This is a genomic window from Anaerobacterium chartisolvens (genome assembly GCF_003337415.1).
In the GTDB taxonomy this organism is placed as follows: domain Bacteria; phylum Bacillota; class Clostridia; order Acetivibrionales; family DSM-27016; genus Anaerobacterium; species Anaerobacterium chartisolvens.
In genome coordinates, this window is record NZ_QPJT01000004.1 from 185,371 (window position 1) to 199,883 (window position 14,513).

A 14,513-nucleotide genomic window follows, 5' to 3' on the forward strand; every position below is an offset into this window, starting at 1 on the left:
ATCAGCTTGAATAGAAATGGACTATTCATTCCAGTGTGCATGTATTTTTAATACATTATAATGTTGTTTTTTGGGTATTAATAGAAAATGGCAGTTTTTCAGATTAGCATAAAACTAATATGAAAAACCGCCATTTATTTTCGCCTTGTTGTTTTACATATTGTAAATCCTGTAAAGCATTATTGCCACTTCCGCCCTTGTGGTGGTTCCCGTAGGGTTCAGATTCTTTCCGCTTCCCTGAATAAAGCCAAGTCCCACAATGGTTGAAACGTCTTCCTTTGCATAAGAGGCAATTTGGGATGAATCCGCAAATTTACTCAGGTCTGCCGCTTTGACATTTTGTACGTTTATCCCCGCTGCTTTCAGTGTTCTTACGGTAAGAGCCATCATATCCTGTCTTGATATCTGCTTTTCAGGCGAGAAGGTGTTATTTCCGCCGCCCTGTGCTATTCCAAGCTTTTTGGCAATTCCCAGTGCTTCATACCATCTGTCTTCCTTAACGGTATCGGAAAAGTTGGTGTCAAATCCGGCGTTGAGGTTAAGGGTCTTAACCAGCCACATCATAAATTCTCCCCTTGAGATGTTCTGATCGGGAGCAAAGCCGCCGTCTGACGCACCTTCAATTATTCCCTTAGATGCAAGCACCTCTACGGGCTTTATAATCCATGGGTATTTCGTTATATCACTATAAGTCTTTCTGGTAAATCCGACTGCGTATTTGCTGAAATGTGTCGTCGTAAACGTGACCATTTTAGATTGTGGGTTGTATCTTCCATTAGGAACGGGAATTGCATTACCGCTGCCGTCTATGTACCATACCACTATGTGCTCGGGAGCCTTCAGCTCCTCTGCGGTGGGTACATAGGGTATGGATATTTCAACAGGCACGTCGGGGTTGCTCCATGAGATTACTTTGCCATCGGCATTAAGACTCAGATCGATAACGGGGCTGTCACCTATAAGTGACTGTGTTACGGAATCAATACCGTCCTTGCTTGCTCTGGACACTGTTAATGAAATATTCTTTGCACCTTTTATGTCGGAAGCATCAAGCATTCTGCAGGGAGCGGTAACAGCGCCGAAGCCTGTGATGATCTGCACAGTCTCATTTGCGGAAGCTTTAGTGAATACTTCGGCGGGGAGCTGCTGCACATATGCTTTTGCCTTTTTGTCTTCCGGTATCTCCAATACTATTGTTTTATTTCCATCGGCATTGGGCTTTGCCATCCCAAGTGCTTTTTTATAAGCATCCATATCAACGAAAGCCTTGCTTTCACCTGTAGCAGAGCTGTACTGAGCCTTTTGGGCAATCCTTGCCTCCCCGTTTTTACCAGGAGCTATGTCCGGCTGTTCAGCAGGAGGTACAACAGCGGGAGGAGGAGTACCGCCGACATTATCGCCGCCAATATAAGGCGGGTTACCCTCATCGGACTGATTTGAAATTGTTACCACAAGTGAAGCGGTTATACCTGACCCGTCTCCGGCTGCCGCCACTACCTTTACTTTGCCGTCGGATTTGGCTGTAAGCAATCCGTTTGTAGATATAGTTGCCTTATCGGTAATAGAGCCATTTTCGTTGGACACGGACCAGATTACCGACTTGTCGGAGGCATTATCCGGAAGTATATTAGCCGCAAGCTGAAGCGTGCCGCCTTTTGAGCTTATTGCGCTCCCTCCGCTTATGGTTATGCTTTGCACGCTTACTTTATCCGGAGCCTTTTGTACCCTGACCTGTACTGTAACAGGCTCAATTGGTATCAAAGAGTCCTTAACGCTGAAGGTGCATTGGTATGTGCCTTCTTCAGAGGGGAACGTTATAACTGGATTCTGCAGGTCTATATCAGGTATGGAGAGTACCGTTTTGTCTCCTGATTTGAATTCCAGAGTGTTTCCTAACTGTTTAGGGTCTTCTAGATTTAATATCCTATATACATTATTGTTATATGAGTCAAATATTCCTAAATTTCCTGTCAAATCCATTTGAGAGCCCGGGAGATAATATGGGCTATCTAAATTAAGAACAGACTTGAATTTAGCATCAAGGTAAATGTCATTATTTTTATTGGTATCCACAGGAATTGAATAAGTATAGTAATAGTAGCGAATAGTTCCTGAAGACCCACTACTTCCAGTAGAAGGAGGAATAATGTCTGAATCCTTATGATTTTCAATAAAAGGAACAATAATGTCTGAATCCTTATAATTTCTAGCAAGAGTTTCAATGCTGACACTTTGATTTCCAAGTTTACTTATGTATAAGGGTTTTTTTGTATCGGAAGTACTAGATAGACTAATGTATGAATCGCTAAACCCTTCTAAGGAAGGAAGGAAAATTGATTCTGCCCATGGTCCTTCATTATCCTCCCCCTGCATGTTTATTTTTAGTTCGGAGACATCTTGAGCTGTAAAGCTTATAGAATTTTGAGTGCTGGATAAGTTGCAATTTTTTCTGAACAAGGCATAAGTATGGCCTTGATCTTCAGCCTTTACCCTTATATTGTAGCTGCCTTGGGGAACTGATGGAACAGCACAGTGATACATTTCTTCGGCTAAAACACTCGATCCGTCATCGCAAATATAGTTTAATTGTATAAGGATCGTGTTGAAAAGATTATCTTTAAAATCTACATCTATGTTCAAATCCACAAAGCTTCCATCACGCTTAAGAACTATCGATTTTCCCGCATCGCGTTCTTTCACAGTAGCCTTGTGTAATGTGTAGCCATTCCATATCCATATCAGATAGGTATCTGCGATGTCCCAGTCCAGGCCGCTGATTACTACTGTGCTTTTAGCAGGCGAAGAATTTCTATCGGCATTTTCAATATGGATCATAGACTTATTCCAAATTTCAGATCTGTCTATGGCCGTATAGGAGGAATTTCCCTTCTTATAATATATTTTGACATTACTTATTGCTATCCCATGTAAATTATCCTGAGATTCAACTGTAAATGGAGCAACCTCATTAGAGTCCAAGTCAATAACAGCAAAGACATAACTATTCGGGGAAACACCTGAATATTTTGAAATATAGATATAATAGGGCTGTCCCTCCGTAAGCTCCTGTAATATGCTAAGTTCAGTTTTCTCTTTGATGCATTGTCTGTCTTTATCGTATATTGATGCTTTTAGATTTGTTGGGCCTGTCTTTTTTATTAAAAACTTTCCGCTTTTCTCCGGCACAAATCTGAAAACATCAATATCCTCTGAGATCTCAAAGTTACCACTGATATATTCGTTGCTTTTTATATCCGTGGCGGTATCAAATTCGTTTCCGTGATCATCTTCGGCATAAAAGCTTATGTTCAGAGTATATTTTGCAGTGCTGTATTGATCCTCCTTGAAGTATTGATCCCCAGCGTATTGTTCATCGTTGCATATCTTGATAAAATATTTTTTACTTTTCTTCAGACTGCTTGTTGTAGTAAATTGAAAATTACTCCACCTACCATTTGTACTATTAGTAACTAAGTTTCCTAAATCATCATATAAGTAAACATGTAAATATGAAGAGCTTTTACGTGTTGCTTGAATTTTATAATGACCATCCTCTAATGGTGAGAACTCAAAAAAGTCAATATCCGAATAAAAGTCCAGAAAACCCTCAATCTTGTTGTTTTCCTGCAACAGATGGGCGGTGTCTATATCATCACCAAAATCGTCTGTGACCTTTTTTACAGACAGAGTATAATTTAAAATCTGGCCGCGTGAGTATACTTTAATGTAATACTTTTTATTTTTATCTAAAGCCTTTACTATGGGAACATGCAGTTTGTCGGTTGCAGACACAATTTCAATACCGTTTTCATCGTATAAAGTGGAAGACATCCTATATGTATCTCCTCCAAAATCAATGCAATAATACCCCGCTTCTTCTGTTATAAAACTGAAATAATCGCGGTCAGACCAGGTCTCAAGATTGCCTGAAATTGACTGGTTCAGATTAATGCTCTGGGCGGAAGAAATGTCATTCCCATAATCATCCTCCATGTAATCAATAGCTATTTTATAATTAGCTGTGTCATAAATATTATTATTTACCAATTTAAAATATAAGGTTTGATTTTCGCTTAATGTGCTTATGGCATATATACTCTGGTAATTATATTCTATGGAAAAAGGAACTCCTTCATACTCATCATTGTAAAGCCTAAAGTCAAATGAAGCATTTTCGTCAGTTTCTATAGAAATTGCATAATAACCCTCCTTATCTGTCGTGAATTGAAAAAAGGCCTCATCTACAAATGGACTGAGTTGTCCTTCTATCTGGCTTCCGGGATCTATTATTTTGGCAGATGAGAAATCATTACCATAGTTATCGGGAGTTTGAATTACTTTTATATTATAAGACACGCTTTCTGTAGTAACAATAAGGGGATTTGGCACCTCTAAAAAATAAGTTACCCCTTTCTCTAGAAATACATGGTTCAAGTCCTTTTGATACACTCTATATTTATCGCTATCATAAACATTTACCGGGATATCCATAGAGTAAGGAAGTGTATATTGGATCTCAATATAATATTCGCCATCTTCTGAAGGCGTAAACATAAGATAATCCGTGTCGGAATTACCGTCCAAATTTCCAGACAGTTCAGTATCCAATTGTATGGGTGTGGCGGTTTCAAAGCTATCTCCGTAATCATCCTCTGCAAATGCATGTGAATAAAATAAAAAAGTAAAACAAATAATTAAAACTGCTAAGAATGAGTATGTTTTTTTCATTTTGTACCTCTTTTCGGAAATTTTTATAATTGTTAATGTTATTATATAACACATTTGCCTATTATTCTACAGTATATTGCAAAAAAACAAGCAAAGCAAACAGAGCAAGGCAAGAACCGTCCCTACTTGCTATGTAATAACTCCATGTATATAGTGAAATACTAATAAAAATTATAAAAGGAGATTATAAAATGGATGCAAAAATGACAATGCAAATTGTGGACTCCCCTGAAAAAATCGACGTGCTTTATGAGAACTCCCCGGTCTGGATACTGTCGGTAAAGGGCAATAAGGCAAAGGTGAGGTTTCTAGAAACGGGAAAGGAAAGCGAGGTGCCTGTAAACGGGCTTGTAACCATGCATTAAGGTGTGTCGGGGAGACGGCAGAGCGTGTGAAAACTTCAAAATTGCCAAAGAAATTGCAGCCCGCCACCGCTGCGGCATCATGGGGTACGGTTCCTCCGCTTTCCCTTCGGTCCTTCGCTACGCTGCGGAAGCGGACGAATCCGTCCCCAAGATTCCTCCGCTACATTTTTGCAAGAATTATAGCTTGAAATTTCACTCAAAATAGTTTTCACACAGTCTGATGGGGATGTTGACACGCTTACAGTGTGTCAACAGCGTCCCCTTGTCACCCTGTCATCTTTCCCATGGCCTGTACGAATTGGCAAAGTCCACTCTTTCCTGAAGCTCGGGGTGATCACAGGCCCAAAGCCTGTATACAATCCCGCTTTGGGGAATTGAAAGGCTTCTGTAATGCATTTTTATCAGCATCCTTGCCGCCGCCCTGTTGTTTTGCGTAAGCTCCAGAGCAAACCTGTCGGCCTCCCTTTCGGTATACCGCGTTATGGCATTGGAGGCAGGCGCTGAAATAAAAAGCACAAGATTTATCATTATAATTAGTAACGGCAGAGAGGCTATGTCATGAAGCTTCACAAAGCCCATAGAATTTCCGGCTTGGGACAATACCCAGCTAGACGACTTAATCACCGCAAACGCCCCCACTAGCACAATAATGCAGTTGACCAGAATGGATTTCCATACATGCCCCATTACATAATGTCCCGCCTCATGAGCTGTAACGTTTAAAATCTCGTTTGTTGTAAGCCCTTTTATAGTGGTATCCCACAGAACAATCCTTTTAGAACCGAAAATTCCTGTCATATATGCATTCATCTGATTTGTGCGTGAGCTCATATCGGACTCAAGGAGACAGCAGTTGTTTATAGAAGCGCGGTGGAGCTGGCTTTGGATTTCCTGTTCCAGAGCCTTATCCTTTAAAGGAGTGTATTGGTTGAAAAGAGGGTCTATAAAAATTGGAGATATGTAGTACATTAATATGTAAAAAGGCAGTGCGGCTATTGCTATATACTGCCAGCAACGCTTAGGAGCCTTTGTCATTACAGTGTAGCAAAACCATACAATTATAGTGTTGAAAACCACATCCATCACAAGCATCTTTAAGGAGTCGCTAAACCAGCTCCCCGGTGTCTGCCCCGAAAGCCCATAGCTGTGCAGCCTTATGAAGCCGCTGTAAAAATCAATTGGAAGGTATATAATGTAGCTTAACGCCGAGAAAGCTGTGCAGTACAGCGCAATTATCAAAAATCTTCTCTTAAATTTTCCTGCAACCCAGCTTCTTATGCCCGCTGACAATCCTGAAAACAGGAAAAACATGGGCACCGCAAATCCCATAATAAGCTTGACGCTCCATACTGCCACAGTATTCATACGGAATTCATATGCTTTTTCGGAAGGTGCAGGTACCGATATCATGTCCTGCGAAGCATTTGAGCCTGAGGAAAAATACCTGCTTTTAAGAATGCTGTTGTTTGAAGACTCAGTAGATGCGAGACTCAGCATAAAGCCTGCCAGAATAATTGCCAGAACGAAAATAGCTATCTTAAGCCCTCTCTTCATAGAATTAATACACATCCATCCATAACGCTTATAAGTATTAATATAAGCTATTCCGGAGAGAGCTGAAAAATACCTTGTAAAATTTAAAGAGCCTTAACCGTACAAAGCATACTAAATTTATCTAATATCCCTTGGTATTTTATTGTAGTAATCAATAACATTTCTTTGGTACTCTTGCTCCATCAATGGTGAGTTCAGCATAAAGTCTGCTGATGAACGGTTCATTGCAACGGGAATGTCATACAGCACCGCAATTCTTAAAAGTGCCTTTACATCGGGATCATGAGGCTGTGACGATAACGGATCCCAGAAGAATATCATAAAATCTACCTTTCCTTCTGTTATGCGCGCTCCTATTTGCTGATCTCCTCCCAGCGGCCCGCTTTTATAGCCCTTTACCGGTAACCCTGTCTGCTCGGTTATCATTGTGGCAGTAGTACCCGTGCCACATAGAAAATGCTTACAAAGAACATCATAATTGGATTTTGCCCAATCTATAAGATCCCTTTTTCTATTGTCGTGCGCTACTAAAGCTATGTATTTCTGTTTATTCAACATATTGCTGTCCATAGTCATCTCCTTTAATATTATTTACATTATAATTTTACCGTGCCTAAGGCATAATTGCAAGAGAATGTCGAAATACGTCGTTGCACGCGGAGCTATTTTTTGATTTTTTTGTAGAATAAACTCGTTTTATGTAGTATAATAATCCAATATGATAAAATATTGAAAATAGTAAACCCGTCGAAAGGCGGGGGCACAAAGCTACAAGTCTACGGTATAAATTATTTAACAATGGGCTGCCCGCCAATTTATTGTTAGGTAATAGCTTACTATGACGGTTGAGCCGCCAATATGTGATCTGTTTTGTGATATCTTGCAGGCTTTCTTGCTGCAGCCTAATTCGATAAAACCACATCTTGACGGGATAGATTGTTAGCCGGCCTGCTTTTTTATATTTTCATGTAAAATTTATAATGATGTTATGAACTATGGAGGGAATTGCAATGAAGCTCAAAACGAGTAACACTACAAAGTCGGCCACAGATAAGAAGACCCGTGGAATAGCGGGGGGTATTTCCAAGGGCATCTCAAGTCTCGCAAACCCGCTTAGAAACACCAAAATACAGATGCGTCTAATTGTCTCTTTTACTCTTATTTCAATTATTACTCTTGGCACCACAGGAATTCTTGCCTACAAAAAATCCAGTGAGGCAATTACAAAAAAGATCCAGTCATATTCTTCTCAAATGATAGGGCAGTTTTCTTCCATCAGTCAGACACATTTGGGCAAGTATGACTCAAGCCTTATGGATTTGGCCCTGTCAAGGGAAATACGGTATGGTATTGCAGATTTGGAAACAGGCGACAGTATGCAAGATGTGAGAATCACCAGCAATATCTCGCAGCAAATGTTTTCTAAATTTTTATCAACCCCCGAGGTTTTGTCGGCAGATATATTTAAGATTGGCAGTGATGCCGTCATCAGCTATAATCCGGGCCCCATGAGCAAAAACAAGGAGCTTAAGGACAAGTATATCAACCTCCTTTCCGAAAGCGGCAGTTCTGTTATATGGGCCTATTATAAAGCAACAGAGGACAACAGTTTTACAGACTGTATAATTTTAGGGCGAAAAATTGCTTCCTATTATTCTGCAAAGGATATAGGCTATATATTTGCATACCTCAAACCCAGTGCAATGGAAAGTGTGTTGAAAAATATCAACTTCGGAGAAGGCTCTGAAATAACGCTTCTGACTCAGGATGGATTTGTAATTTCCGGCTCATCCCCTGAGCTCTTCGGTACGGAATTTAAAGAAAAATCAATTATGCAAAATTTAATTTCGGGAGAAAGTGAAACCTTTCAATACACTATAAACAACAAAGACTGCCTTATAGCGCACTCTTATATACAGTCAGCGGGCTGGTACGCCATTGCGTCCATACCGTATGATTATATTAATGCCGACCCTAACACAATAAAGAATTTCATAGTGATGTTTTTTGTTGTTTCCATGCTGGTTTCCATAATATTATCCTTTATAATAGCTAAAAGTATTTCTATCCCTCTTTCCAGCCTGAGTAACTTTATGTCTGAGGCAAAGAACGGGAATCTGGCAATAGCGGTTAAGGACAACAGCAGGGACGAGATAGGTGAGGTAATCGGTAATTTCAATCAAATGCTTCAAAACATACGTTCGCTTATATCAAAGGTTCAGGCCTCAACCCATAGGGTTCTTAGCAGCTCTGAAAAAATTGCAGCCTCCTCCCAGCGTTCCTTTGCAGCCTCGGAGCAAATATCCTTAACAATACAGGAAATTGCCAGAGGCGCCTCCGATCAGGCATCTGAAATAGCGCAGGGAATGGAGCATATGGGAAGGCTGTCGGATGGCATAAACAAGGTAAGCAGTGATGCCGGAAACGTATCCTCCGTTGTTGACAATACCAGATCTCTGAGCAAGGGTGCTTTAGATACCGTCAAAATTCTCAATGACAAAGCTCAGGATACAAAAGCGGTTACTTCCAAAATAGTTGTTGACATCAACAGTCTGAATGATGATATGAAGGAGATCAAGAAAATAGTTAAGCTTATTGCAGATATATCAGAGCAGACAAACCTGCTGTCGCTGAACGCTGCAATAGAGGCTGCAAGAGCAGGCGAAGCAGGAAGAGGCTTTGCTGTTGTGGCAGACGAAGTGAAAAAGCTGGCTGAACAGTCTAAGGATGCATCGGTTACTATTAACAGAATATTAAACACCATACAGCACAAATCCGAGCTTACCGCAGAGGAGGCTAATTCTGCAAGCGACATAATACAGCAGCAGTCCGAGGCAGTTTCCCAAACCGATGAGTCCTTCAAGACCATACTTTACGCTATGGAAGGCATATCAGAGCAAATAAGGCATATGGAAGGCTCGGTAGAAGAAATATCAATATTCAGACAAAAAACCCTCAGCACAATAGAAAATGTTTCGGCTGTATCGGAGCAATCCGCAGCAACAGCGCAGGAGGTTTCCGCAAGCACACAGGAGCAAATTGCAGGAACAGAGGAGCTGGCAGCTCTGGCCAAGGATCTCAATGTAATGTCACAGGAGCTTGACACCGCTATATCACAGTTTAAGATATAGGCTGTAATAAAGCGCAGAGATTAATCGTCCTTGCGCTTTATTTTTGTACGGAACGCTATGCACGGGGGGCGGAACACCACGGGGGGTGTTCCCTACGATGGGGCTTAAATATCCTCGTACGGAACGCCCCCTGTGGCGTTCCGCGCCCCCTGTTCTTTCAATTTATAAGTTTATAAGCTTCTCAAGCGTGAGCTCCACGCCTAAAAGCTTTTTAAGCTCAATGTATTCTTTAAGAGCCTGCTCATTTTTCTTTTTTGTTTTTTGAGCTCTTATCATAAGATTTTTAGGTGTCTCAAGAGGAGAAATATACTCTACTATGGAGGTGCTGTACCCCGCAGCCTCAAGAAGAAGCATTCTCATTCCCTCTGTAAGTGTATCCGCCATTCTTGCCTTTAATATTCCATGCTTTAAAATCCCTTTGAAGGGAGGATAGGAATACTGTCCCAGAAGCTGCTTATGGCAGCATGGAACCATTACCATTGCCTTCACCCCATTATTGACAGCCAGCGCCATGGCCTCATCGGTTGCAGTGTCGCACGCATGAAGACTTATTGCAAGATCAATGCTCCTGTGGGAGGTGTAGCCCCTTATATCGGTTGCAATAAATTCCATGTTCTTGTATCCAAGATTCCCCGCCATTTTTTGAGAAGCCTCTATAACAGCCTCGGAGGAATCCAGCCCTATAAAATGGCACGGCCTTTTAAGCACCTCTTTTATGTAGTAATTCAATACAAAGGTTAGATATGATTTGCCGCAGCCGCAGTCTATTACAGTAATGGATGCACAGCTTTGGGACATATCCTCAAGTATTCCGCTTATGAGCTCTACAAAGTGGTCTATCTGGTTGTATTTACGGATCATGTCGTTTTTCAGCTTTCCATCCCGGCTTAAAATCCCCATTTCCTTAAGAAGAGGGTCAGCCTGACCCAGCCTTATAAGATAGTCCCTGCCCCCCGCCTGCGCCGGGGCTGTTCCTTTATAATGCTCTTGCCCGAAAGGGTTAGGCGTCTCAGCACTATTTTCACGGCTTTTCATTTTTACATTTTTATTGTCCGCCTCTATGCATATGGATGAGCCTCTTTCATCATATTCCACGGCAACGGCGTCATAGCTCCCGGCATAGCCCGCAAGCCTTCCTGAAAGCATGTCTGTTTCTATAACCTCACTGCTTCCGTTAAAGCTTATTTTCAACTTGTTATCTAATGGCACAACCTTAGCGGCAAATTCCTTTGTGCCCGATTTATATACTGCGGAAATGCCCTGAAAATAATCGTAGTTTTCAGCCGCTCTTTGTTCTATTCCTTTTAGAAGCAGTTCCAGCTTCTTCACATTTTGCTTGTTCATTTTCTTCTCAGCCTTCCGTAAATATTCTCCGCTATGCAAGCACGTCCTTAATAATAGCCTCCTCCTCGCCCGTGAGCTCTCTTGAGGCACCTGTCTTTAAATGTTCGTCAAGCCTTAAGCCTCCCATCTGTATTCTTTTTAAATACTCCACCCTTTTGCCTACAGCCTGAAACATTCTCTTAACCTGATGAAATTTTCCTTCATATATTGTAAGCTCAATTTTTGACTGCCTGCCTGCCTCAAGTATTTGCAGTTCCGACGGCATCGTTGTATATCCGTCGTCTATGGTTATGCCCTCCTTGAAGCTTAATACGTCCTCCCCCGTAACCTCTCCGTCTACTACGGCATAATACCTTTTAGACACATGCCTTCTCGGAGAAAGCAGCCCGTGGGCAAGCTGTCCGTCATTGGTCATCAGCAGAAGCCCTTCAGTGTCTATATCAAGCCTTCCCACAGGAAACAACTCAAATACCTTAAAGGAATCGGGCAAAATGTCCGCCACAGTTTTAAGCCGCTTGTCATAAGTAGCGGAAACCACCCCCGGGGGCTTATTCATCATAACATAAATATGTTTTTTGTAATTAACAGTCTCCCCTGCTATTTCTATCCTGCTTCCGTAAGGATCAACATGCATTCCGCTGTCGGAGACAAAAATACCGTCTACCTTTACCAGCCCGCTCCTCACCGCCTGCTTAATCTCCTTTCTGGTGCCATAGCCCAGATTGGACAAAATCTTATCCAGCCTTTGAGTTTCTTTCATCGCCTCTTTAATATCCTCCAAAGCTTTATGACATCCTTCTCCACCCTTTGGGGTAAAGATTTTTAAGCATGTAATCCATTTGCTTGGCCCATCCTAATGTATATCCGTTAACACATACCGCCTTCATGCCCTTTTCTCCCTCCAGCATAAGCGTTTCGCCCTTTAGATAGCTGGACAGCTCTTTTGAATCACATGCAAAATCAATTGTGTTTTTTAGATCCTGCTTATTCAAAGAGACAACCATAGAGTGTGACGGCTCAAATCTGTTCTTGCCAAACTCTCCCAGATACCATCCGAATTTCGCCACCCTTATTCCCTTAAGCTCGGGCACTCTCTCGGGAAAAGCATACAGATTGCTTCCCTTTATATCAAAGTATCCCCCGCCGCCAATATTTAAGTCCTCACTCAGGTTTTCCTCCGCAAAGCTCCTAAAAAAATTAAGCCTGACATCGTTCCGGCTGTCAGAGTCAGAAGGAATGTAAGCAGCCGCCCTGCTTTCCCCCGCTTTTTTCCTGAGCAATGCCGCAAAATGCCCCTCACCCTTAACTCTATGCGGCCAAAGCCTCACCGTACCGGCCACTGCTTGGTTGCCCTCCGCCCACCCGGGCCTGCCGCGCTCCATGCCCCCGACTGTGGATATTTCAACAACCTCATACCCGTTATTAAGGCTTAAGAAGGCCGATATCATTTTTTCGTTTTCCTCGGGCGAAAACGTACAGGTTGAATATATAATATATCCGCCCGGCCTCAGCATTTTATCCACCTGCTCCAGTATGTCCCACTGCATTGCGGAGCATTTTTCGCTTTTAAACTTTTCCCAGCTTTTTACAGCATCCTGATCCTTTCTGAACATGCCCTCCCCCGAGCAGGGAGCATCCACCAGTATCTTGTCAAAAAATTCAGGGAATGCACCGGCAAGCTTCTGAGGGGTTTCATTAGTAACTATGGCATTTCTTACTCCGCATAGCTCAATATTTTTTATAAGAGCCTTTACCCTGTCGGAGCTTATGTCATTAGCTACAAGAATTCCCCTTCCCTTCATGCCAGCGGCGATTTGCACCGTTTTCCCCCCCGGTGCCGCACACAGGTCAAGGATACGCTCACCCGGCTGTGAATCTACCACCTCACCCGGAAGCATAGCACTGGGCTCCTGTATATAGTACAGCCCCGCGTTATAATAAGGGTGCTTCCCCGGGCTTTCTCCTTCCCTGTAGTAAAATCCGTCCCTCACCCATGGAATGGGCTCCAGCTCGAAGGGAGAAATTTTTAAAAACTCTTCCACACTTATTTTAAGGGTGTTGATTCTTAGTCCATAGTACCTCGGCTTTTCATAGGATTGTATGAGACTCTCATACTCATCCTTCTCCATAAGCGCACTCATTTTATTTAAAAAATCCTCAGGTAATCTCATAAAGGCTCCAAACTTTAATTTTTATAGTGGTATTATAGCACATCACAGTGTTAAAGTTCCATTGCAAATTTCCATACCTCCAATTCATGATTTGACTGCATAAGTGGTTATCTTAAAGAAAATTATGGTAAATAATTAAATAAAAATTTTTTATTGTATTTTTATTATATCCATGTTATAATGTTTTTTGCAGTCAGATTTGCGGCCCATTGGTCAAGTGGCCTAAGACACCGCCCTCTCACGGCGGTAACAGGGGTTCGAATCCCCTATGGGTCACCAAAAGCCATTCCTTTAAAGGAATGGCTTTTATATTATATCTTATATAGGACGCGATAAAGATTTTACAAACATAGAGGATATAATTGCTTACAGAAATTTTTAATAGCAACGAAAAGATGCCTTGCGGGGAAACGTCTCCGGGTCTGTCATCAGGCACTTTTCTTAGATGTATTCCTTACGGGTCAAAAAAATTTCTTCCATCAAACTATATCCTCCATGTAAAATCTTTATCGCTACATATATAGTTCATATGTCATAATCATATACCGCTTTGATTTTTATTTTTGATTAAATTCATGCTGGCATTTTTCACATGCAGGTTGGTGAGCAGCTCGGCCCTGTCAGGATCCTTGTCAATTATGGCCTGCAATATGGCACGGTGCTCCTCCAGCACCTTTTTAGCCCTTCCGGGAGAGGAAAGGGAAGCATTTCTGGCACTTTGAACATAGTGATGAAAGGTGCTTAAGGTATGAATAAGGGGCTTGCTTTTGCTTGCCTTAAATATTATATCATGAAATCTTGAATCCAGCTCCAGCAGATGAGCCGTGTCATTTTTCACGGTATAAAATTCCTCCATATCAAACGCTTCCTTTAATTCCTGAAGCTCTGTCTGAGTAATTTTTTCAGCTGCCCATCTTGAGGCCAGACCCTCAATCATCATCCTTATTGTATATATATCCTCAATATCCTGATCGGATATCCCAGTAACAATCGCTCCCTTATTGGGTATAGACCGGACAAGCCCCTCAAGCTCCAATTGCCTTATGGCTTCTCTTATAGGGGTTCTGCTCACACCCAGATCCTCGGACAGCCTTGTTTCAATAAGGCTGTCCCCGGACTGGTACTTACCATTTAAGATATCGTTTTGCAACTGTATAAAAACCTTGCCTCTTAAAGAGCTTAAATTGTTTTCGTTTTCATTATGCTGAATTTTAGCCATA

9 protein-coding genes, 1 tRNA gene and 1 riboswitch are annotated in these 14,513 nt (G+C 41.8%); of the genes, 3 read left to right on the plus strand and 7 right to left on the minus strand.

Going from position 1 to position 14,513, the window contains the following annotated elements; genetic code table 11:
- Positions 1–153: 153 nt before the first annotated feature.
- Entirely contained in the window at positions 154–4,728 is a 4,575-nt protein-coding gene (locus DFR58_RS04990) for an S-layer homology domain-containing protein (protein WP_170138038.1), read from the minus strand.
- Positions 4,729–4,919: 191 nt separating this feature from the next.
- Here DFR58_RS04990 and DFR58_RS04995 point away from each other — a divergent pair, with 191 nt between their 5' ends.
- Entirely contained in the window at positions 4,920–5,093 is a 174-nt protein-coding gene (locus DFR58_RS04995) for a small, acid-soluble spore protein, H family (protein WP_114296713.1), read from the plus strand.
- Positions 5,094–5,366: 273 nt separating this feature from the next.
- Here the strand turns inward: DFR58_RS04995 and DFR58_RS05000 are convergent, their stop codons facing one another.
- Complete coding sequence (locus DFR58_RS05000) at positions 5,367–6,647, minus strand: M48 family metallopeptidase (protein ID WP_170138039.1); 1,281 nt, start codon at positions 6,645–6,647, stop codon at positions 5,367–5,369.
- A gap of 117 nt (positions 6,648–6,764) precedes the next feature.
- Positions 6,765–7,217, minus strand: a complete 453-nt coding sequence (locus DFR58_RS05005) for a methylglyoxal synthase (protein ID WP_114296715.1) — start codon at positions 7,215–7,217, stop codon at positions 6,765–6,767.
- Positions 7,218–7,374: 157 nt separating this feature from the next.
- A riboswitch (cyclic di-GMP riboswitch) is annotated at positions 7,375–7,505 on the plus strand.
- A gap of 152 nt (positions 7,506–7,657) precedes the next feature.
- Here DFR58_RS05005 and DFR58_RS05010 point away from each other — a divergent pair.
- On the plus strand, positions 7,658–9,778 hold the full coding sequence (locus DFR58_RS05010; protein ID WP_170138040.1) for a methyl-accepting chemotaxis protein: 2,121 nt from the start codon (positions 7,658–7,660) through the stop codon (positions 9,776–9,778).
- A 162-nt stretch (positions 9,779–9,940) separates the two neighbouring features.
- Here DFR58_RS05010 and DFR58_RS05015 read toward each other — a convergent pair whose 3' ends face one another.
- From DFR58_RS05015 to DFR58_RS05025, 3 genes are read right to left on the minus strand one after another with little or no spacing between them, the layout of a single operon-like run.
- On the minus strand, positions 9,941–11,122 hold the full coding sequence (locus DFR58_RS05015; protein ID WP_114296792.1) for a class I SAM-dependent methyltransferase: 1,182 nt from the start codon (positions 11,120–11,122) through the stop codon (positions 9,941–9,943).
- A 31-nt stretch (positions 11,123–11,153) separates the two neighbouring features.
- Positions 11,154–11,882 (minus strand): pseudouridine synthase, encoded by a 729-nt coding sequence (locus DFR58_RS05020; RefSeq protein WP_114296717.1) that lies wholly within the window; start codon positions 11,880–11,882, stop codon positions 11,154–11,156.
- A 25-nt stretch (positions 11,883–11,907) separates the two neighbouring features.
- Positions 11,908–13,293: an RsmF rRNA methyltransferase first C-terminal domain-containing protein gene (locus DFR58_RS05025; protein ID WP_114296718.1), complete on the minus strand. Its 1,386-nt coding sequence runs from the start codon at positions 13,291–13,293 to the stop codon at positions 11,908–11,910.
- A 203-nt stretch (positions 13,294–13,496) separates the two neighbouring features.
- Between DFR58_RS05025 and DFR58_RS05030 the strand changes: the two genes are divergently transcribed.
- Positions 13,497–13,572 (plus strand) — tRNA-Glu (locus tag DFR58_RS05030).
- A gap of 259 nt (positions 13,573–13,831) precedes the next feature.
- Here the strand turns inward: DFR58_RS05030 and DFR58_RS05035 are convergent.
- Positions 13,832–14,512: a GntR family transcriptional regulator gene (locus DFR58_RS05035; protein ID WP_114296719.1), complete on the minus strand. Its 681-nt coding sequence runs from the start codon at positions 14,510–14,512 to the stop codon at positions 13,832–13,834.
- Between the last annotated feature and the right edge of the window lies 1 nt (position 14,513).

What these genes read in the sequence shown, in the direction of transcription:
- DFR58_RS04990 (WP_170138038.1), bottom strand. Translation starts at nt 4,728, where the DNA reads ATGAAAAAAACATACTCATTCTTAGCAGTTTTAATTATTTGTTTTACT.
- DFR58_RS04995 (WP_114296713.1), top strand. Translation starts at nt 4,920, where the DNA reads ATGGATGCAAAAATGACAATGCAAATTGTGGACTCCCCTGAAAAAATC.
- DFR58_RS05000 (WP_170138039.1), bottom strand. Translation starts at nt 6,647, where the DNA reads ATGAAGAGAGGGCTTAAGATAGCTATTTTCGTTCTGGCAATTATTCTG.
- DFR58_RS05005 (WP_114296715.1), bottom strand. Translation starts at nt 7,217, where the DNA reads ATGGACAGCAATATGTTGAATAAACAGAAATACATAGCTTTAGTAGCG.
- DFR58_RS05010 (WP_170138040.1), top strand. Translation starts at nt 7,658, where the DNA reads ATGAAGCTCAAAACGAGTAACACTACAAAGTCGGCCACAGATAAGAAG.
- DFR58_RS05015 (WP_114296792.1), bottom strand. Translation starts at nt 11,122, where the DNA reads ATGAACAAGCAAAATGTGAAGAAGCTGGAACTGCTTCTAAAAGGAATA.
- DFR58_RS05020 (WP_114296717.1), bottom strand. Translation starts at nt 11,882, where the DNA reads ATGAAAGAAACTCAAAGGCTGGATAAGATTTTGTCCAATCTGGGCTAT.
- DFR58_RS05025 (WP_114296718.1), bottom strand. Translation starts at nt 13,293, where the DNA reads ATGAGATTACCTGAGGATTTTTTAAATAAAATGAGTGCGCTTATGGAG.
- DFR58_RS05035 (WP_114296719.1), bottom strand. Translation starts at nt 14,512, where the DNA reads ATGGCTAAAATTCAGCATAATGAAAACGAAAACAATTTAAGCTCTTTA.